Origin of the sequence: Pseudonocardia bannensis (genome assembly GCF_012911875.1) — a bacterium.
Taxonomy (GTDB): Bacteria; Actinomycetota; Actinomycetes; order Mycobacteriales; family Pseudonocardiaceae; genus Pseudonocardia; species Pseudonocardia bannensis.
This window is the reverse complement of record NZ_JAAXKZ010000009.1, coordinates 32617-50928: the sequence shown is the minus strand read 5'-3', so window position 1 is coordinate 50928 and position 18312 is coordinate 32617. Positions and strand designations below refer to the sequence as shown.

Here is an 18312-nt window from a genome sequence, read left to right as displayed (position 1 = left end):
CCGGCGGCTCGGCGGGGACACCCGTGACGCGGGGCGGGTCAGGCCGGCGCTCCGCCGGACACATGGACCGCGACCGCCGTCGACGGCGAGGACCGGATCGTCTGCAGCACGACGCAGTACCGCTCGGTGAGCTTGACCAGGGTCGCGACCTGCTCGGCGTCGGCCGAGGTCTGCAGGTCGAAGCTCAGCCGGATGTCGCGGAACCCGACCGGGGCCTCCTTGTCGACGCCGAGGGTGCCGCGGAAGTCGAGATCCCCCTCGGCGTGGACGGTGCCGGCCACCTCCAGTCCGAGCGCGGCCGCCACGGCCCGCAGCGTCACCCCGGCGCAGGCCACGAGCGCCTCGAGCAGCATGTCGCCCGAGCACAGCTGGGTGCCGTCACCCCCGGTGGCCGGGTGCAGTCCGGCCTCGGCCAGCGCGGTCGCGGTACGCACGCGGCAGGCCACCCCGGTGCCGTCGAGCTCGCCGTCCGCGGTCAGGGTGACCAGCGCCGACCCCGGATCCTCCCGGTAGCGCGCCTTGAGCGGAGCCTGCAGATCCTTGAGCGCCGAAGCATCCATGGCCGACATCGTGCCGTCCCGACCGCCCGCCCGCACCCGGTCGGTGGTCGCCCGCGAGGCCCCGTCGGGGGGCGCCGTAGGCTGCTCCGCGTGGCCCAGGCGCCGACACCGCAGGCCGGAACCGACCGGGTGCTGACGATCCCCAACCTGCTCAGCGTGCTCCGGCTGGCGGGCGTACCGCTGGTCCTCTACCTGCTGCTCGGGCCGCGCGCGGACGGCTGGGCGATCGCGGTGCTGATGGTCGGCGGGCTCACCGACTGGCTGGACGGCAAACTGGCCCGCCTGCTCGGCCAGTACAGCCGGCTCGGCGCGCTGCTCGACCCCGCTGCGGACCGGCTCTACATCCTGGCCGCGCTGGTCGCGCTGGGCGTCCGGGAGATCGTCCCGTGGTGGGTGGTGTCCGTGCTCGTCGCCCGTGACCTGGTGCTCGCCCTGTGCCTGCCGCTGCTGCGCCGCCGCGGCTTCGGCCCGTTCGTCGTGACCTACATGGGCAAGGCCGCCACCTTCCAGCTGCTCTACGCGTTCCCGCTGCTGCTGCTGGGCCAGGGCCAGGGATGGTTCGCGGAGCTGGCGCGGCCGTTCGGCTACGCGTTCGCCGCGTGGGGGGTCACGCTGTACCTGTGGTCCGGGGCGCTCTACCTGGTGCAGTTCGTGCTGGCCATGCGGACCCCGGTCGCACCACCCCTGCCGCGCGACCGCTCCGAGGCGCAGCCCCGCCGCGACGCCCGGTGAGATCGGGCTAGGCTCCCCGCCGTGATCCCAGACGACCTCCGATACACCGAAGCGCACGAATGGGTGCGGGAACTGGGCGACGGTGTCGTCCGGATCGGCATCACCGATCACGCCCAGGAACAACTGGGCGACGTCGTCTTCGTCCAGCTTCCGGCCGTCGGCGCTCGTTTCGCCGCCGGTGACGCCTTCGGCGAGGTCGAGTCCACCAAGTCCGTCTCGGACATCTACGCCCCGCTGAGCGGCGAGGTCGTGGCCGTCAACGAAGCGCTCGAGAGCAGCCCCGAGCTGATCAATTCGGGCGCGTACGACGCCGGTTGGATCGTGGAGCTGCGGCTCAGCGACGACGCGTCAGCCCAGGTCGGCGACCTGCTCGACGCGGCGGCATACCGTGAGCTGACCGATCAGTCCTGATCTCGCGCCGCACGGTAGGTTGAGCGGCGGTTCGCAGACCGGGCCAGCATCCCCACACCGCAGGAGGAGACCCCGAGGTGACCACGAACGACGGGCCCGGCGTTCCGCCGGAGCGTAGTCCGGAGACCACGTCGGTCTTCCGGGCTGATTTCCTCGCCGATGCCGAGCAGCCGGTGCAGGAGCAGCCGGTCTCCGGTGTCGACGCGCTGCCCCCCGGCTCGGCGCTGCTGGTGGTCAAGCGCGGGCCCAACGCAGGCTCCCGCTTCCTGCTCGACCGCTCCACCACGAGCGCCGGGCGCCACCCCGACAGCGACATCTTCCTCGACGACGTGACGGTCTCTCGCCGGCACGCCGAGTTCCGGCGGGACTCCGGCGAGTTCGTCGTCGTCGACGTGGGCAGCCTGAACGGCACCTACGTCAACCGTGAGCCGGTGGACACCGCGGTCCTGGCCAACGGTGACGAGGTCCAGATCGGCAAGTTCCGGCTGGTCTTCCTGACCGGACCGCGCGAGCCCGGTGCGGGCCGCGGCTGACCGCGTCCACGATTCGGCCGCGAACTGCCCGTCCGGAGGCGCGCGCGGTCGAGATGGCCCGTGTAGCGTCGGGGGGGTCAGACGCCGCCTGGGGCCAGCGACGATCAGATCAGCCCGGATCGAGTTCGAGACGAGCCCCGGAACGAGCGGAGTGCGGACGGCAGATGGGTGAGGAGGCGGGCGCATGAGTGAGATGCGCGTCGTGGGTGTCAGGGTCGAGTTGCCCGCGAACCAGCCCATCCTCCTGTTGAGGGAGACCAGTGGGGATCGTTACCTGCCGATCTGGATCGGCTCGGTGGAAGCCACCGCGATCGCTCTCGAGCAGCAGGGTGTGAAGCCTGCCCGGCCCCAGGCCCACGCTCTGCGCACTCCCGGCCCGGCCCGGCCACGAGCCGGATTCGTCCGGCGTTCCGTCCGGGCGGGCGGATCCGCGTCGAGATCGTCGGGCCTGTGCTGGTCTGCACCACTTCTCCTCGCTCAACTCGGAGAGCCCGTCGCTCTCGCGAGCTCGACCCACCAGCGCGATCGCCGGTGGAGCAGCCGGCGGCGCATTCGTGATGTTCCCGGGGGCCGTCAGGCGGCACCGCTGATCTCCGCGTTCAGCTCCAACCACATCCGGCGATCGAGCAGCAGATCGATCTCGGTCCAGTACTCCTCGACGAGGTCCGGGAACCTCGTGCCGGCGCGCTCGATCCGCGTGTACAGACCGGCGATGTGGTGGTCCACGGTGGGGATGTTCGGGCACGCGTACGGCGTGCCGCGGATCCCGATGACGGTGGTCAGTGGGTCGACATCCAGGGGCGTGTTCACTCGGCCCATCTCGCGATCCTTCCTTGCGACGAGGACGGCTCCATGTGCATCGATGTTCCGCACGGGCTGCGCAGCTAAGCCGACTTCCCGGAGCCAATTCCGTCGGGCCGGTCCATCCCCCCAGGCCAGCCCGATATCTCTGCGGCGTCGACCTCCGAGCACCAGCGCCGTCCGGCCGTTCCGACCCGCCAGGACGACCAGACCGCACAACTGGTCCCAGAACGGTCTCGGCGACGCCCGCGGCCTCGCGCCCGGGTTCGGCCCGGGACCGGAGTGCGCTCTCGGATGCGTTCGCCGGGACGGGTTCGCGGCAGCCATCGCAGACGAGGAAGCGGGATGCCCGTGCGGCCGGCGGGCTGCCGCCTGCACGCGATGCCGTGTCGACCTCGGTCAGTCCTCAGGACACCTGCAGCAATCAGGCGCGCGGGCAGTCCGAGCCCGTGGGCGGGGGATCGATAACTGTCATAACATCGATTATCGGCTCGGCAGAATCATCCGCCGAGCGGGGCTCAGCCACCGCGGCCGGCGCGCTCCTGCAATGCTTCGATCAGTGTGGACACCTCAGCCATGGTCAGGCGCTCCAGGTCGTCGGTATCAGCCGGGCCGGCACTGTTCGGGTCGGTGATGGCTCGAACCCATCTTCGAACGCCGCCCTCTGCCTCCCGAGGCAACCCGGGCACCCGACGCACTCGTTATGACAAGCCCGTCACCCCCGCCGGCCATGCGAGGGGGACGCAGAGTTGCGGAGGCGAACGGCGATCCGGCAGATGACAGGCTGCCACGGGTCACCAGAGCGCCGTTGGTCGAACCGTCTGAGGCCCGTCCCGGCGCGGCCCCGCACCGGGGTCCCTCGCACCGCGCGACCAGTCCGCCGGCTCGCTCGGGTCGAGGCTCCATCACCTACGCCTGGAGGCTCACCAGGGTGGCCACGGCCCCGCGCCGCCGGGGCGCCGCGACCGGGCAGCTCGCCCGGGAGGCCCGGACGCCGCTGGGTATCGACCGGCGGGGCGCTCCCCCTGGCGTTCGGCGCCCCAGCCGGCATTCGTTATGACAGGATCGCTGATGGCCCAAAGCCCACCCTGATCCCTAGCTATGCGGTCCCGGAGGCCGACCGGAGAAGCCCGCTCAGCCCGGCTTCGGCGGCTGGTCCACCAGCTGCGCGAGGTAGAGCTGCTCGCCGAGACGGTCGATCAGCTCGAGGTTCGTCTCGAGGTAGTCGATGTGGTGTTCCTCGTCGGCGAGGATCTCCTCGAGGAGGTTGGCCGTGGTGATGTCGCGCTTCTCGCGGCACATCGTGATCCCGGGCCGCAGCCGCTCGACCACCTCGAGCTCGACGGCCAGGTCGGCCTGCAGCTGCTCACGGACGGTCTGCCCGATGCGCAGCTGGAACAGCCGCTGGTAGTTCGGCAGGCCTTCGAGGAACAGGATCCTGTCGGTGATCCTCTCCGCGTGCCGCATCTCGTCCATCGACTCGTCGCGCGTGTGGGACGCGAGCTTCGTATAGCCCCAGTTGGCCTGCATCTTGGCGTGCAGGAAGTACTGGTTGATCGCGGTGAGCTCGCTGGTGAGCTGCTCGTTGAGCAGCTCGATGACCTCGGGATCGCCCTGCATGCTGACCCTCGCCTTGTCGAACGGTCCGATGGGGAAACACAGACCGTAGCGGCGACGGCAGGGAGGCCAATAGGAAGGACGGACTCTGGAAAGGCTAGGCGGGCCTCAGGCGTTGATCTACGCGCCGGTCGGATCAGGCGCTGAGCGGCAGTCCGGCCAGGTCCGATGGGCTGTTCGCCGCAGCCAGGAACACGTCGACACTGTTCATGCAGCCACCGCAGCCGGTGCCGGCGCCGCAGGCATCGCCGACCTCCTCGACCGTCCGAGCGCCCCCGTCGATACAGGATCGGAGCTGGGACTCTGTCACGGCCGCGCAGATGCACACGTACATCAAGGTCACCCTTCATCGTGCTTAGGTGAGGCTATGCTGCCAGCCGATCGGGGTTCACACAAGAGTGCGAACCCGGCTCCTCCGACCCTCCGCCCCGCCGGGCCTTAACCTGGCCGAGTGCCCCTCGAGGAGTACCGCCGCAAACGCGATCCGCGGCGCACACCCGAGCCCGTCCCGGACGGCGATCCGTCACCCAGCGTGGCCGGTGACCATCGATTCGTGATTCAGGAGCACCACGCGCGGCGGCTGCACTGGGACGTCCGCCTCGAGCGTGGCGGCGTCCTCGTCTCCTGGGCGGTGCCCAAGGGGTTGCCCACCGAACCCGGCACGGTCCGGCTCGCGGTCCGCACCGAGGACCATCCGCTGGAGTACCTGGAGTTCTCCGGCGAGATCCCCGCCGGCGAGTACGGCGGCGGCACGATGACGATCTGGGACCACGGCGACTACGACGTCGAGAAATGGTCCGACCGCGAGGTCGCGGTCGTGCTGCACGGTGAGCGGGCGGACGGCCGCTACGTCTTCATCCGCACCGACGGTGACCGCCGGGACGGTTGGCTGGTGCGCCGATCCGATCCGAGGCCGGATCGGGCCCCGCTCCCCCGCGACGCCGCCCCAATGCTGCCCGCCGGGGGCCGGTTGCCGGCCGGGGACGGCTGGTGGCTGCAGATCGGTTTCGGCGGTGAACGGGTGATCGTCCGGGTCGAGGGCGGCCGGGCTCGGGTGACCGACGCCGACGGCGCGGACCTCACCCCCGAGCTCCCCCAGCTCCGGGAGCTGGGCCCGTCGCTGGGGGCGACGCAGGTGCTGCTCGACGGCGAGCTCGCCGACGACCCGCCACGATCGGCGAAGCTGTGGATCGGCGACATCCTGCATCTCGACGGCCGCGACTGTTCCGAGCTGCCCTTCCGGGAGCGCCGCGCGCTGCTCGAGGAACTGCCGCTGAAGGGCCCGCACTGGCGGCTCGCGCCGGTCTACCCCGGCGGCGGCCGGGAGGTCCTCACCGCCGCGGCCGAGCAGGGCCTGCCGGCGGTGATCGCCAAACGCGGCGACTCGCCCTACACCCCCGGGCGCACCAAGGAGTGGGTCGAGATCCCGACCGGTGCCCCGCCTGCTCCGCGCGAGCCCCGCCCGCAGCAGGCCGAGCGGGCCACCGGGGGCGTCGGGCGGGCGAAGCTGACCAACCCGGGCAAGGTGCTGTACCCGCTGACCGGCACCACCAAGGCGGACGTGCTGGAGCACTACTGGACCGTCGCCGACGTCATCCTGCCCCACCTGCGGGACCGTCCGGTGACCATGGTGCGCTGGCCCGACGGCGTGGAGAAGTCGTCGTTCTTCGAGAAGGACGTCTCCCGTCATGCCCCCGACTGGATCCGCACGGCGCGGGTCGGGACCCCCGGCGGGCGGTCGGAGACCGCCGACTTCCCCCTCATCGACGACGTCGAGGGCCTCGCCTGGGCTGCCAACCTGGCCGCGCTGGAGCTGCACGTCCCACAGTGGACGGTCGGTCCGCGCGGCGGGCGGCACACGCCCGACCTGGTGGTCTTCGACCTCGACCCCGGGGAGGGGGCGACGATCGTCGACTGCTGCCGGGTGGCCGAGCGCATCGCCGAGCTGGTGGCCGAGGACGACCTCGAGGCCTATCCGCGGACCAGCGGCGGCAAGGGGATGCAGCTCTACCTGCCCGTGCAGGTCTCGCGCGCCGAGCAGACCTCCGAGTTCGCCCGGGATGTCGCCGAACGGCTGGAAGCGGAGTGGCCGCAGAAGGTCACCGCGGTGATGGCCAGGGCACGCCGGCGCGGAAAGGTGTTCGTCGACTGGAGCCAGAACAACCCGGCGAAGACCACGATCGCCAGCTACTCGCTGCGTGGGCGGGCCCGCCCGACCGTGGCCACGCCCCTGACCTGGGACGAGGTGCGCGGCTGCCGGCGCCCCGACGATCTCGTCTTCACGATCCCGGACATCCCCGCCCGGCTGGCCGAGCACGGCGACCTGCTCGCCCCGCTGTTCACCGATCCGTCTGCTCGATCCCACCTCCCCCGTCGCCCCTGATCGACCGGGGCTGGCACGCTGCTCGGGTGCAACCTGTGCACCCGTACTTCGACGGCCCCTACCCGCGGGCCTACGCCCACCGCGGCTGGCACATCGACGAGCTCGCCGGCTGCGAGAACACGCTCGCAGCGTTCCGCCGGGCCGTCGACGAGGGGTTCTCCTACCTCGAGCTCGACGTGCACGCCAGCGCCGACGGGGTCGCGATGGTGCACCACGACCGCACCCTCGACCGCGCCACCGACGGCCGGGGCGCACTCGCCCGGATGCCCGCCACGGAGATCGAACGGGCCCGGGTCAGCGGGCGCGAGCCGATCCCACGGCTCGAACAGGTGCTCACCGAGCTGCCCGACACCCGCATCACGATCGAGCTGAAGTCCGACGCGGTCGTGCTCCCGACGCTCGCGGTGCTGGAGCGCACCAACGCCTGGGACCGGGTCTGCATCGGCGGCTACAACGAACGCTGGCTGCGCCGGGCCCGCGCCGGCGGCGGCGACCGGTTGCTCACCTCCATGGCCCAGACCTCGGCGTTCGGCCTGCGCAGCCGGGCCTGGCTCGAGGCGCTGCCCGGCCCGCTGGGCGCACTGTCGGGGTTGCCGGTGCTGCCCCCGGTGCACGGCGGGCTCGCCCAGCTACCGCACCACTTCGGGGCGTTGCGTGTCGTCGACTCCGACCTGTTACGCGTCGCGCACGCCTCGGCCCGTGAGGTCCACGTGTGGACCGTGAACGACCGGGCGGAGATGGGCCAGCTGCTCGACCTCGGCGCCGACGGACTGATCTCCGATCGTCCCGATCTGCTCCGCGACCTGCTCCACGACCGCGGCGAGTGGGCGGCCTGAGGTCCGCCGCGGCGTGAGGGCCCGGGACCGCCGGTCCCGCCGCTACAGTCGCGCCGTGAGCACCGCTGCTGCGTCGACCGGGGACACCGTCGACGCGCCTGCCACCCGCGGGCAGGTTCTGGCCTGGGGGGTGTGGGACTGGGGATCGGCCGCGTTCAACGCCGTCATCCTCACCTTCGTCTTCTCCGTGTACCTCACCGACTCGGTCGGCGCGGACCTGCCCGGTGGCATCAGCGCGAACAGCTGGCTCGGCTGGTCGCTCGGCATCGCCGGGCTGTTCATCGCGCTGCTCGCCCCGGTGATCGGTCAGCGCGCCGACGGGGGCAGGCGGCGTCGCTCGGTCGGGGTGTGGACGGCGCTGGTCGTCGTCGCGATGGCCGGGCTGTTCGCCGTCCGCGACGAGTACACCTACCTGTGGCTGGGTCTGGTGCTGCTGGCGCTGGGCTCGATCTTCTTCGAGCTCGCGTCGGTGTCCTACAACGCGCTGCTGCGTCAGGTCTCCACCCCGCACACCATCGGCCGGGTCTCCGGGTTCGGCTGGGCGATGGGCTACTTCGGCGGCATCGTGGCGCTGCTCGCGGTCTACGTCGGCCTCATCGCCGGCGAGGGCCCGACTCGCGGCCTGCTCGGGGTGAGCACGGAGGGCGGGCTCAACATCCGGCTGGTCGCGCTGGTCGCCGCCGCCTGGTTCGCGCTGTTCGCGCTGCCGCTGCTGTTCGCGGTCCCGGAGTCGCCGCCGCGGCCCGACCGGGCTGCCCGGCTCGGTCTGGCCGCCTCCTACCGGCGGCTGTTCACCGATCTACGGGAGCTCTACCGGGCGAACCCGCACACCGTGTACTTCCTGGCTGCGAGCGCGCTGTTCCGCGACGGGCTGGCCGCGATCTTCACCTTCGGCGCGGTGCTGGCGGTGACCGTCTACGGGATCGCTGCGGGCGACGTCCTGGTCTTCGGGGTGGTGGCGAACGTCGTCTCGGCCATCGGCGCCCTGCTCGCCGGCCGGATCGACGACCGGGCCGGGCCGAAGGCGGTCGTCGTCGGCTCGCTGGTCGGCATGCTGGTCTGCGGTGTCGTGTTGCTGTTCCTGTCCGGCCCGACCGCGTTCTGGATCTTCGGTCTCGGCCTGTGCCTGTTCGTCGGACCGGCGCAGTCCTCCTCGCGCACCTACCTCGCCCGGCTGACCCCGCCCGGACAGGAGGGCCAGATGTTCGGCCTGTACGCGACCACCGGACGCGCGGTGTCGTTCCTCGCGCCGACCCTGGTCGGGCTGTTCACCTTCCTGTTCGGCTCGGACCGCGCCGGCATCGTCGGCATCCTGATCGTGCTCGCCGCCGGGCTGGTCGCGCTGTGGCCCGTCCGGCCCCCGGCACCCGACTCGTGACCGCTCGTCCGGATCGCGCCCTATGACCGGGAGCCCGGCCGGGGCGGCTCGGTTACGCGCATTCGGCGCTCATGTAAACAGCTCGCGCGCGAGTGGTGACCTAACTCACATCTGGCTGACACGTCACATGCGCGTGTGCGAGGGGGCTAGATGGGGGACACTCACCAGTCGGGGCGGCCACGAACCCGGTGTCGACTGCGAAGCCGACACCGTCAGTGGTCAACCCTTCGGCGGGAATGACGGCTGCTCCGCAGACGTTACACCCCGTACTGATGTTGTGACGTCGAGGGAGGCTCCCTCGGCATTGTGAACGGGAGGATGACGCATGGCCGACCGCGTGCTCCGTGGCAGCCGGCTCGGGGCTGTCAGCTACGAGACCGACCGCAACCACGACCTCGCGCCGCGGCAGATCGTCCGCTATGTGTCACCGAACGGCCATGAGTTCGAGGTGCCTTTCGCCAACGACGCCGAGGCGCCGGCCACGTGGGAGTCGCCGCAAGGTGGCATGGGTAAGCGGATCGACGGCGTTGAGCCCGAGGAGAAGAAGGCCAAGCCGCCGCGCACGCACTGGGACATGCTCCTGGAGCGCCGCTCGGTGGCCGAGCTGGAGGAGCTGCTCTCCGAGCGTCTCGAGCTCCTGCGCGAGCGCCGCGCGGAGATCGCCTGATCTCCTGACACACCGAACGTCGAAGAAGCCGGGCCACCTCCCGTGGGGCCCGGCTTCTTCGTCGTGTCCTGACCGTGTCCGGCCGACGCGCCGTCAGGCGCCGGCCCGGTCCTCGGTGACCGGCTGGTCGCGCCGGAGACGGCGGAACCGGTGCGCGAACCCCCAGCGGGTCACCTGCCACAGCGCCTCGCCCACGATCGCGCCGCTCATCTTCGACGTCCCGCGCTCGCGCTCCACGAAGGTGATCGGCACCTCGCGCACCCGGAACCCGGCCTGCACGGCACGCCACGCCATGTCGACCTGGAAGCAGTAGCCCTGCGAGGCGACCTCACCGAGATCGAGCTCCTCGAGGACCTGCCGCCGGAACGCCCGGTAACCGCCGGTGATGTCGCGGATGCCGACCCCCAGCGCGAGGCGCGAGTACAGGTTCCCGCCGCGGGAGAGCCACTGCCGGTGCGCCGGCCAGTTGCGCACCTCGCCGCCCTCGACGTACCGGGAGCCGAGGACGAGGTCCGCGTCGGACAGGGCCGCCAGCAGGGCGGGCAGGTCCTCGGGGGCGTGCGACCCGTCGGCGTCCATCTCGACGACGACCTGGTGCTCGCCCTGCAGCGCGACGCCGAATCCGGCCAGATAGGCGGCGCCGAGCCCGGCCTTCTCGGTCCGGTGCAGGACCCGGATCCGGGGATCGGCGGCGGCCATCTCGTCGGCCAGCTCACCGGTGCCGTCGGGGCTGGCGTCGTCCACGACGAGGACATCGGCGGTGGGGACCGCGGCATGCAACCGCCCCACGATCGGACCGAGGTTGTCCCGCTCGTTGTAGGTCGGGATCACCACCAGCACTGGCCCCATGGGCTCAGCCATCCTCGTTCTCTCCTGCCTGGTCCCGTCGGGCCGCGGGCGCCGAACCGGGCCTCCCGCGGCCGCGCCGGGCCCCGAGGCCCGCAACACCGACCGCCGCCACCCCTAATGCGGCCAGCACCCACTCGGGCACCGACCGCAACCGGGTTGCCAGCGTAGTGGTGCTGCGCAAGACGGTCGGACCGACCAGGGTTCCGGGCACGAACTGCCCCGTGCCGGCTGTGACCGTTCCATCGGGCGTGATCGTCGCGCTCACCCCACTGGTGGTCGCCACGATCACCGAGCGGTCGTGTTCGACGGCCCGAACCCGGGACATCGCAAGCTGCTGGTAGGTCATCTCGGACAGGCCGAACGTGGCGTTGTTGCTCGGCACGGCGAGCACCGTGGCCCCGGCCGCGACGCTCTCGGCGACCAGGTCGTCGAACGCGACCTCCCAGCAGATGGCCACCCCCACCGGCACGCCGGCCATCGAGACGACCCCCGGCCCGGGCCCGGGTACGAAGTAGCCGGCCCGGTCGGCGTAGCTGGAGAACAGCGAGAAGAACGACCGCCACGGCAGGTACTCCCCGAACGGCTGGACCCGGCGCTTGTCGTTGCGCTCGACGGGACCGGCCCCGGCCGCCCACACGAGCGCGGAGTTGCTCGTGGTCCGGCCGTCGGGGTTGAGCAGGACCGTGCCCACCAGAACGGGCGCCCCGACGGCGGCGGCGGCCCGGTCGATCTGCGCGGCCGCGTCGCCGTTGCGCAACGGGTCGATGTCGCTGGAGTTCTCCGGCCAGATCACCAGATCGGGGCGCGGGGCGCGGCCCGCGGCGACGTCGGCGGCGAGCCGCTCGGTCTCGCGGACGTGGTTGTCGAGCACGGCCCGGCGCTGCGCGTTGAAGTCCAGGCCCAGGCGGGGAACGTTGCCCTGGACCGCCGCAATGGTGACGGCCCGGTCCGGGCCGGTGCGGGTGGCCGGTACCAGCGCCGCCAGCGGGCCGGCGAGCAGGGCGGCGATCACCAGCCCGGCGGGCAGCACCGCGGCGCGTCGTGGTGTGCCTGGCTCCGGGCGGACGAGCCGGCGGACCGTCTCGGCGAGCGCGAGCCCGGCCAGCACCGTGACGAAGGACAGCAGCGGGACGCCACCCACGGCGGCGACCGGTAGCAACGGGCCGTCGGGCTGGCCGAACCCGGCCCGGCCCCACGGGAGACCGCCGAACGGCACCCGGCCGCGGACGGCCTCGCCGACGACCCACACCGCGGCGGCCCAGAGCGGCGCTACGGGCAGCCGCGAGACCACGGCCATCCCGGCACCGGCGACGCCGAGGAACAGCGCCTCGAACGCCGCCAGCACCAGCCAGGGCAGCGGGCCGACGTACCCGCCGGTCCAGCTCAGCAGCGGGACGAGGAACCCGAGCCCGAACAGCACCCCGTAGCCGAGACCGGCGCGGGCGCGCGCACCCCGGAGGACGGTGCCGAGCAGGGCGAACGCGAGGGGCGCCAGCCACCACAGGGTGCGTGGCGGGAAGCTGAGGTAGAGCAGTCCGCCCGCGGTGGCCGCGGCCAGCAGGCGCGCGGTGAACGAGAGCCGGCTGCGTGCGGACGGGCGGGCGGCCGGTGTGGGCTCCGCGGCGGGGTCGACGGTGGGTGCGGCCACTCCCGCAGCCTACGGTCGCCTACCGGGGCCCATCGCGGCCGCCGGACATCCCCCCGGGACGGGCCTCACCCTGCGCCACCGGACACCGCTCGCGTTGAGCGGGCCCGGGCGGCCGCGAGATCCTGGACCGAGCCTGCCGCTACTGGATCTCGCTGTTCGAGACCGGTGCGGACCGGGTTCGGCAGCCGCCCACGCGGGCTCGAAGCCGTGCCGGCCCGGCTCGTCGCGGCGCGCCGATCAGGCCGTCGCCGCACCGGCCAGCAGGTGCGCGTTGCCGAGCAGGTCGAGCACCCCCGGCCCGCCCTCGCGCACGAACCACTCGTAGCCGTAGGCCGCGGCGAACTCCCCGACCGGGACCTGACCGGGGTCGACCTGGCTGGCGTGCGCGGTGATCGCGGCCCGCTTGGCGGCCAGGTGCGCGCTGTCGCCCTCGATCGCGAGCGTGATCTCGGCGGTGACCCGGCCGTACCCGACGGCGGCGGCGTCGGCCGCACCGTGCACCAGGTGGGCCCCGCGGGCGCTCACGTGCAGGTGCTCGCGGTCGACGGTGATGCGGTAGCTCGTCGCGCCGGTCAGCTCGGCGGCGATCGCGCCGATGCGGCCCGCGGCGCGGTGGTCGGGATGGCCGTAGATGCCGGGCTCGTCGTCGTGGATCACGGTGCCCGCGCCCTCGGCGGCGACCAGTTCCGCGAGCCGGCTGGCCAGGGCCAGCGGGTCGGCGGCGGCCAGCGCCCGGGCGTGCGACGCGCTGGGCCGGCCCGGCAGGCCGGAGTCGCGGTGCCCGAGCAACACCAGCCGGGACACCCCGAGCAGCGCGGCGGAGCGCTCGAGCTCGGCGATGCGCCGGCGGGTGACGGTCTCGCCGGGCGCCAGCGGCACCCGGGACTCCCCCAGCTCACCGCCGGTGGCGAGAACCAGGACGATCCGGGCCCCGGCGTCGGCGAGCCGGCGCAGCGTGATGCCGGTGAAGATCGCCTCGTCGTCGGGGTGGGCGTGCAGGGCGAGAACGGTGTGACCACGGAGGTCGGGCGCACTGATCATGAGGTGATCGCAGACGGTGTGGGCCGCCGGGGCGGCAGGATGGACGGGTCCGGGGTGGTCAGCTGTGACAGCGACAGCTGCGACGACACCCCGGACAGCAGCACCCGGCGAGCGGGCGGCGGCTGGTCCGGTCGATCACGAGGGCAATGGTGCCACAGGTCGGGCCGGTCCCGGGGTACCGGTGGCCCCCGGACCGGGTGGGGCAGACCCCCGAAGGCGGCGCCGGCCGCGGTCGCCGGCCTCCGCGACGGGAGCCACCGGTCGGGCCGGGCCGTGCGCACCGGGCGCCGACGCCCCGGCGAGACGATCAGCGCTCGAGACGCCGGAACCGCGGTGGCCCGGTTGCCGGCGCCCGGACCTCGATCAGGCGGGCCGGACGCTCGGCCGGTCCGTCGCCGCCTCGAACAGCACCCGGCCCCGGTGCACGGTGCGCAGGCACCTCGGGCTCGCGGCGACCCCGTCCAGCGGGCCGGCACCGTCCCACACCGTGTAGCTCGCCGGCGCGCCCACCACCAGCCGCCCGGCCACCGGGTCGTCGACCCCGGCCGCGCGGTACCCGCCGGCCGTGTGGGCACCCAGGGCGACGTCAGCGCCGACCGCCGACGCGGGACGGGTGTGCCCGGTCGCGGCGCGCACCGTGCCCCACGGGTCGACCGGGGTGACCGGTGAGTCGGAGCCGAACGCCAGGCTCACCCCCGCGGCGTGCAGCGTCGCGAAGGGGTTCATCGCCGCCGCCCGCGCCGGGCCCAACCGGGCGGCGTACATCCCGGTGGGCCCGCCCCACGCCGCGTCGAAGGCGGGCTGCACGCTCGCGACCACGCCGAGCGCGGCCAGCCGCGCCGCCTGATCGGGATCGACCATCTCCAGGTGTTCGAGCCGGTGCCGTGCGGCCCGCACGGTCGCCGGGGAGACGATGCGGGCCGCCTCGGCGAGCCCGTCGAGGACGAGGTCGGCGGCGGCGTCGCCGATCACGTGGAAGCCGGCCTGCACCCCGGCCGCGGAGCACGCGGCGAGGTGGATGCCGATGGCCGCGGCGTCGAGGTAGCGGTTGCCGGTGCATCCGGGGGCGTCGGCGTACGGGGCGCGCAGCGCGGCGGTGCGGGACCCGAGCGAACCGTCGACGAACAGGTCCCCGGCCAGGCCGCGGGCGCCGGTCGCCGCCAGCAGCTCCCGGGCCTGCGCGGCGGTCGCGACGGGTTCGCCCCAGTACCCGACCACGTCGACGCCGGTGTCGAGCACGAGCAGGCCGGCCAGGTCCTCGTGGCCGGAGATGTCCGGCCCGGCACATTCGTGGACGACCGCAACACCGCGCGCGGCCACGTCGGTGAGGAACGCCCGCTGCGCGGCGCGGCGCTGGGTGGGGTCGATGGCGGCGAGGGCGGCCCGCCGCACGTGGTGGTGGGCGTCGGCGGACAGCGGACCGTCGGCCGACCAGCCGGGCGCACCGACCGCCGCCGCGGCCCGGTCCAGCAGCGCGGAGGACACCAGCGCGGAGTGCACGTCGATGCGGCTGAGGTAGACCGGGACACCACCGGCCGCCCGGTCGAGCTCGGTGCGGGTCGGTGGCCGGGCCGGGGACCAGCGGTTGTCCTCCCAGCCGTGGCCCCAGATCACCGTGCCGGGCCGGGTCGCGGCCCGGGCCGCGACCGCGTCGAGGACGTCGTGCGGCGAGCGGGCGCACGTGAGATCGAGCCCGTCGACGAGCAGTCCGGACGCGGTGGTGTGGACGTGCGCGTCGACGAACGCCGGCGCGACGACGGCCCCGTCGTAGGTGTGAACCTCGACGGGGTCGCCGGAGCGGGCCCGCTCACGGGCATCGGCAGCCGAGCCGATCCAGCTGATCCGCCCGTCGACCGTCTCGCACGCGGAGGTCGCGGGGCCGGCGGCCGGGTCGAGCACCCGGACGCCGATCAGCAGGGTACGGGTCACCGCTCAGGTCTACCGCACTGCGCGTTCCGGTGGCCCGCCCTGTCCGGCCCGCCCGCGCGTGGTCAGCAGAATCGGGACACCTGCTGCACCGGTGCCTCGGATATCCCGGAACCGATGATCATGCGGTGGCCGCGGCGAGCGGGCCTCGTCGAGCACCCGACGGACGCCGGTCAGTAGGGCCGCTTGGGCATGAGCACCCACAGCACGATGTAGAGGATGAACTGCGGGCCGGGCAGCAGGCAGGACAGCAGGAACGCCAGCCGGACCATGTTGGGGTTCCAGCCGAAACGCTCCGCCAGACCGGCGCAGACGCCGGCGATGACCTTCCCGTGCCGGGGACGGGTGAGGGTCGATGCCACCGATGGCTCCTTCCTGAGCGGCGGATCTCGCCGCTGAACTCCACTCTCCCGTGTCCGGGAGGGCCTGTCCTCGGTGAACGTCCGGAGACGATCTCGGGGTTCCCCGGAGCCGATCGTTCGGCCGGACGGATGATCTCCGGTGGCGCACGGTGATGTCGGGTTGCTCCCGGAGGTGGGGCGCGCCGGAGTTGTCCCCAGGACACGGTGAGTGTCCTGTTCAGCCGCGTGGGAGGTGGTTAGCGTCAGCCCCGTGCCCGCAGCCCGTCGTGTCCTCGCCGTACTCGCCGTGCTCGCCGCCGGCCTCGCGGCCGGGTTGCTGAGCGCCGTCCCGGCCGCCGCCCGACCGGCCGCGGATCCGCGGCCCACCGCCGTCGTCGCGCTGGGCGACAGCACCGCGTCCGGGGAGGGCGCCGAGGACTACGAGCCGGGCACCCGCGGCGAGAACGGCAACTGGTGCCACCGCTCGCCCGCCGCATACGTGCACCACACCGGCCTGGCCGACGCATCGGTGAACCTCGCCTGTTCCGGGGCCGACACCACGCAGGTGCGGTTCGGCACGTCGACCCAGCACACCGAGGGCTCGCAGGCGGAGCGGCTCGTCGAGGTCGCCACCCGCCACCGGGTCACGGCGGTGACGCTGCAGATCGGCGCGAACGACGACGTCGCGCTGACCGCCACCGCGGTCGCCTGCATCCGCACGTTCGTCGACCCGACCGTCGGGCCCTGCCGCAACACGATCGGGCCGCGCCTGGCGGAGCGGATGGCCGCGCTCGCGCCGAAGGTCGAGGCAGCGGTGGCCGACGTGCGCGCGGCGATGCGCCGGGCCGGATACGCCGACGCGGCGTACGCCTTCGTGCTCGCCTCCTACGCCTCCCCCATCACCGAGAAGATGGGCCCGCTGCACGGGGTCGAGGGCTGCCCGTACAGCCGGGCCGACGCCGAGTGGGGCCGCACGGCCCTGTTCCCCGAGCTGTCCGCGACGCTGGCCGCGGTCGCCGACCGCGCCGGCGTCCGGTTCCTCGACCTGTCCCGTGCCACCGAGGGCTACGAGGCGTGCAGCCGGCCCACGCGGGACGCGGAGTGGCAGCGGCGGATCACGGTGGATCCGCGGGCCCTGGTGTACGGCAGGCTCGACGCGATCGGCCTGCACCTGTTCCAGGAGTCGTTCCATCCCAGCGCGACGGGGCACGCGCAGATCGGTGGCTGCCTGGGCGAGTTCGTCCGCGGCGGAGACCGGCGTGCGGCCTGCCTGGTGGGCCCGGACGGCCGCCTGCACGCCGAGACGGCCGCCCCGGCCCCGGCCGCCGCCTGACCGCTCCCGTCCCGCGTTCGGTGTCGCGGGCCGGTGGCCGGGCTAGAGGACGGTGAGGTCTCGGGGACGGTTGTTCAGGCGCTCGTGGCCGGTCTCGGTCACCACGACGATGTCCTCGATCCGGGCACCCCACCGGCCGTCGAGGTAGATGCCCGGTTCCACGCTGAACGCCATGCCCGGCTCCAGCGGCAGCGCGTTGCCGCCGACGACATAGGGCTCCTCGTGGACGTCGAGCCCGATGCCGTGGCCCGTGCGGTGCACGAACTGCGGGCCGAACCCGGCCTCGGTGATCGGCTCCCGGGCCGCGGCGTCGATGTCCTGCGCCGTCACCCCCGGCCGCACGGCCTGCACCGCGCGCTCCTGGGCAGCCTGCAGCACGGAGTAGGTCTCGCGCACCGCGGCGGACGGCTCGGCCCCCACCGCGTAGGTGCGGGTGGAGTCGGAGTAGTAGCCGCCGGGCAGCGGGCCGCCGATGTCGACCACGACGACGTCGCCGCGCTCGATCACCCGGTCCGAGACGTCGTGGTGCGGGCTCGCGCCGTTCGGCCCGGAGCCGACGATCACGAACGCGGCGCAGGTGTGGCCCTCGGCGACGATGGCCGCGCTGATGTCGGCGCCGGCCTCGGCCTCGGTCCGTCCCGGCCGCAGGAACTCGCCCATGCGCGCGTGCACCCGGTCGATCGCCGCACCCGCCTCGCGCAGCTGCGCCACCTCCGCGGCGTCCTTGCGCATCCGCAGCTCGCGGATCACCGGTCCGGCCAGCGTCTGCGCCACGTCCGGGAACGCGTCGCGCAGGCCGAAGACGTGACGCGCCGGCATCGAGTCGGCCACCGCCATCCGGACCGGTCCGCCGGCGAGGTCGCTGACCAGCAGGTACGGGTCCTCGCCGTCGGTCCAGGTGACGACCTCGACGCCGAGGTCGTCGAGCGGCAGCCCGGCCAGACCCGGTGCCTCCAGCCGCGGTACCACCAGAGCGGGCGGCGCACGGTGCCCGGCGGCCGGCACGATCAGGCAGGTGAGCCGCTCGTGCGACTCGCCGTCGGCGTCGATCAGGTACCGCAGGTCGGTTCCCGGAGTGACCAGCAGCAGGTCGACGCCCTGGTCGGCGGCGACCTCACCGGCCCGGCGGAGGCGGTCGGCGAGCAGCGCGGTGGGGACGGCCGAAGTCATACCGGCAGGGTATTCGGGCTCGGGAGGAGCGATCCTGCGGGTCGCCGGGGGGCGCGAGCACCTGGCAAGCTGTGCGGCCGTGACCC

At 73.4% G+C, this 18312-nt stretch carries 18 protein-coding genes and 1 pseudogene; 9 read left to right on the top strand and 10 right to left on the bottom strand.

Annotated elements, in window-relative coordinates; translation table 11 throughout:
• Nucleotides 1-38 precede the first annotated feature (38 nt).
• Nucleotides 39-560 carry an OsmC family protein gene (locus HF519_RS04435; RefSeq protein ID WP_169410336.1) on the bottom strand — a complete coding sequence of 174 codons (522 nt, stop codon included), beginning with the start codon at nucleotides 558-560 and terminating at the stop codon, nucleotides 39-41.
• Between the two features lie 90 nt (nucleotides 561-650).
• Here HF519_RS04435 and clsA point away from each other — a divergent pair, with 90 nt between their 5' ends.
• From clsA to HF519_RS33500, 4 genes and pseudogenes are all read left to right on the top strand, one after another.
• Nucleotides 651-1292, top strand: a complete 642-nt coding sequence (gene clsA / locus HF519_RS04430; RefSeq protein WP_312859894.1) for a cardiolipin synthase ClsA — start codon at nucleotides 651-653, stop codon at nucleotides 1290-1292.
• Between the two features lie 21 nt (nucleotides 1293-1313).
• A complete protein-coding gene (gene gcvH, locus HF519_RS04425; RefSeq protein WP_169410335.1) occupies nucleotides 1314-1703 on the top strand; it encodes a glycine cleavage system protein GcvH in 390 nt (129 codons plus the stop codon).
• 77 nt (nucleotides 1704-1780) lie between these two features.
• Nucleotides 1781-2236: a glycogen accumulation regulator GarA gene (gene garA, locus HF519_RS04420; protein ID WP_169410334.1), complete on the top strand. Its 456-nt coding sequence runs from the start codon at nucleotides 1781-1783 to the stop codon at nucleotides 2234-2236.
• Nucleotides 2237-2420: 184 nt separating this feature from the next.
• Nucleotides 2421-2600, top strand: a pseudogene (locus HF519_RS33500) (bifunctional nuclease family protein); the annotation flags it as partial.
• A 209-nt stretch (nucleotides 2601-2809) separates the two neighbouring features.
• On the opposite strand, the gene HF519_RS33495 reads toward HF519_RS33500, so the two are convergent.
• The 3 genes from HF519_RS33495 to HF519_RS04400 form a co-directional block, all read right to left on the bottom strand.
• The gene (locus HF519_RS33495) at nucleotides 2810-3055 is read right to left on the bottom strand and encodes a hypothetical protein (protein WP_169410333.1); all 246 of its coding nucleotides are present in this window, start codon (nucleotides 3053-3055) and stop codon (nucleotides 2810-2812) included.
• Nucleotides 3056-4171: 1116 nt separating this feature from the next.
• Complete coding sequence (bfr, locus tag HF519_RS04405; RefSeq protein ID WP_169410332.1) at nucleotides 4172-4657, bottom strand: bacterioferritin; 486 nt, start codon at nucleotides 4655-4657, stop codon at nucleotides 4172-4174.
• A gap of 133 nt (nucleotides 4658-4790) precedes the next feature.
• Nucleotides 4791-4988, bottom strand: coding sequence for a (2Fe-2S)-binding protein (locus tag HF519_RS04400; protein WP_169410382.1), 198 nt, complete (start codon nucleotides 4986-4988; stop codon nucleotides 4791-4793).
• Nucleotides 4989-5105: 117 nt separating this feature from the next.
• Here HF519_RS04400 and ligD point away from each other — a divergent pair, with 117 nt between their 5' ends.
• From ligD to HF519_RS04380, 4 genes are all read left to right on the top strand, one after another.
• Entirely contained in the window at nucleotides 5106-7037 is a 1932-nt protein-coding gene (gene ligD / locus HF519_RS32680) for a non-homologous end-joining DNA ligase (RefSeq protein WP_169410331.1), read from the top strand.
• A gap of 26 nt (nucleotides 7038-7063) precedes the next feature.
• Nucleotides 7064-7873, top strand: coding sequence for a glycerophosphodiester phosphodiesterase family protein (locus HF519_RS04390; protein ID WP_169410330.1), 810 nt, complete (start codon nucleotides 7064-7066; stop codon nucleotides 7871-7873).
• A gap of 55 nt (nucleotides 7874-7928) precedes the next feature.
• Nucleotides 7929-9251: an MFS transporter gene (locus HF519_RS04385; RefSeq protein WP_169410329.1), complete on the top strand. Its 1323-nt coding sequence runs from the start codon at nucleotides 7929-7931 to the stop codon at nucleotides 9249-9251.
• A gap of 325 nt (nucleotides 9252-9576) precedes the next feature.
• Entirely contained in the window at nucleotides 9577-9918 is a 342-nt protein-coding gene (locus HF519_RS04380; RefSeq protein WP_169410328.1) for an RNA polymerase-binding protein RbpA, read from the top strand.
• A gap of 93 nt (nucleotides 9919-10011) precedes the next feature.
• On the opposite strand, the gene HF519_RS04375 is transcribed toward HF519_RS04380, so the two are convergent.
• From HF519_RS04375 to HF519_RS30930, 5 genes are all read right to left on the bottom strand, one after another.
• Nucleotides 10012-10779, bottom strand: a complete 768-nt coding sequence (locus HF519_RS04375; protein WP_169410327.1) for a polyprenol monophosphomannose synthase — start codon at nucleotides 10777-10779, stop codon at nucleotides 10012-10014.
• Nucleotides 10772-12415 carry an apolipoprotein N-acyltransferase gene (gene lnt, locus HF519_RS04370; RefSeq protein WP_169410326.1) on the bottom strand — a complete coding sequence of 548 codons (1644 nt, stop codon included), beginning with the start codon at nucleotides 12413-12415 and terminating at the stop codon, nucleotides 10772-10774. Before lnt ends, HF519_RS04375 begins: the two co-directional genes overlap by 8 nt.
• Before the next feature lie 237 nt (nucleotides 12416-12652).
• Nucleotides 12653-13456: a PIG-L deacetylase family protein gene (locus tag HF519_RS04365; RefSeq protein ID WP_169410325.1), complete on the bottom strand. Its 804-nt coding sequence runs from the start codon at nucleotides 13454-13456 to the stop codon at nucleotides 12653-12655.
• Between the two features lie 363 nt (nucleotides 13457-13819).
• Nucleotides 13820-15385 carry an amidohydrolase gene (locus tag HF519_RS04360; protein ID WP_169410324.1) on the bottom strand — a complete coding sequence of 522 codons (1566 nt, stop codon included), beginning with the start codon at nucleotides 15383-15385 and terminating at the stop codon, nucleotides 13820-13822.
• Nucleotides 15386-15555: 170 nt separating this feature from the next.
• Nucleotides 15556-15744 (bottom strand): PspC domain-containing protein, encoded by a 189-nt coding sequence (locus tag HF519_RS30930; RefSeq protein ID WP_169410323.1) that lies wholly within the window; start codon nucleotides 15742-15744, stop codon nucleotides 15556-15558.
• Between the two features lie 250 nt (nucleotides 15745-15994).
• Here HF519_RS30930 and HF519_RS04350 point away from each other — a divergent pair, with 250 nt between their 5' ends.
• On the top strand, nucleotides 15995-17056 hold the full coding sequence (locus tag HF519_RS04350) for a GDSL-type esterase/lipase family protein (protein WP_312859893.1): 1062 nt from the start codon (nucleotides 15995-15997) through the stop codon (nucleotides 17054-17056).
• A gap of 42 nt (nucleotides 17057-17098) precedes the next feature.
• On the opposite strand, the gene HF519_RS04345 is transcribed toward HF519_RS04350, so the two are convergent.
• Complete coding sequence (locus HF519_RS04345; RefSeq protein ID WP_169410321.1) at nucleotides 17099-18226, bottom strand: M24 family metallopeptidase; 1128 nt, start codon at nucleotides 18224-18226, stop codon at nucleotides 17099-17101.
• Nucleotides 18227-18312 lie beyond the last annotated feature (86 nt).

Excerpts from the sequence above, each read along its gene's own strand:
- HF519_RS04435 (WP_169410336.1), bottom strand. The coding sequence starts at position 560 with ATGGATGCTTCGGCGCTCAAGGATCTGCAGGCTCCGCTCAAGGCGCGC.
- HF519_RS33495 (WP_169410333.1), bottom strand. The coding sequence starts at position 3,055 with ATGGGCCGAGTGAACACGCCCCTGGATGTCGACCCACTGACCACCGTC.
- bfr (WP_169410332.1), bottom strand. The coding sequence starts at position 4,657 with ATGCAGGGCGATCCCGAGGTCATCGAGCTGCTCAACGAGCAGCTCACC.
- HF519_RS04400 (WP_169410382.1), bottom strand. The coding sequence starts at position 4,988 with ATGTACGTGTGCATCTGCGCGGCCGTGACAGAGTCCCAGCTCCGATCC.
- HF519_RS04380 (WP_169410328.1), top strand. The coding sequence starts at position 9,577 with ATGGCCGACCGCGTGCTCCGTGGCAGCCGGCTCGGGGCTGTCAGCTAC.
- HF519_RS04375 (WP_169410327.1), bottom strand. The coding sequence starts at position 10,779 with ATGGCTGAGCCCATGGGGCCAGTGCTGGTGGTGATCCCGACCTACAAC.
- HF519_RS04365 (WP_169410325.1), bottom strand. The coding sequence starts at position 13,456 with ATGATCAGTGCGCCCGACCTCCGTGGTCACACCGTTCTCGCCCTGCAC.
- HF519_RS04345 (WP_169410321.1), bottom strand. The coding sequence starts at position 18,226 with ATGACTTCGGCCGTCCCCACCGCGCTGCTCGCCGACCGCCTCCGCCGG.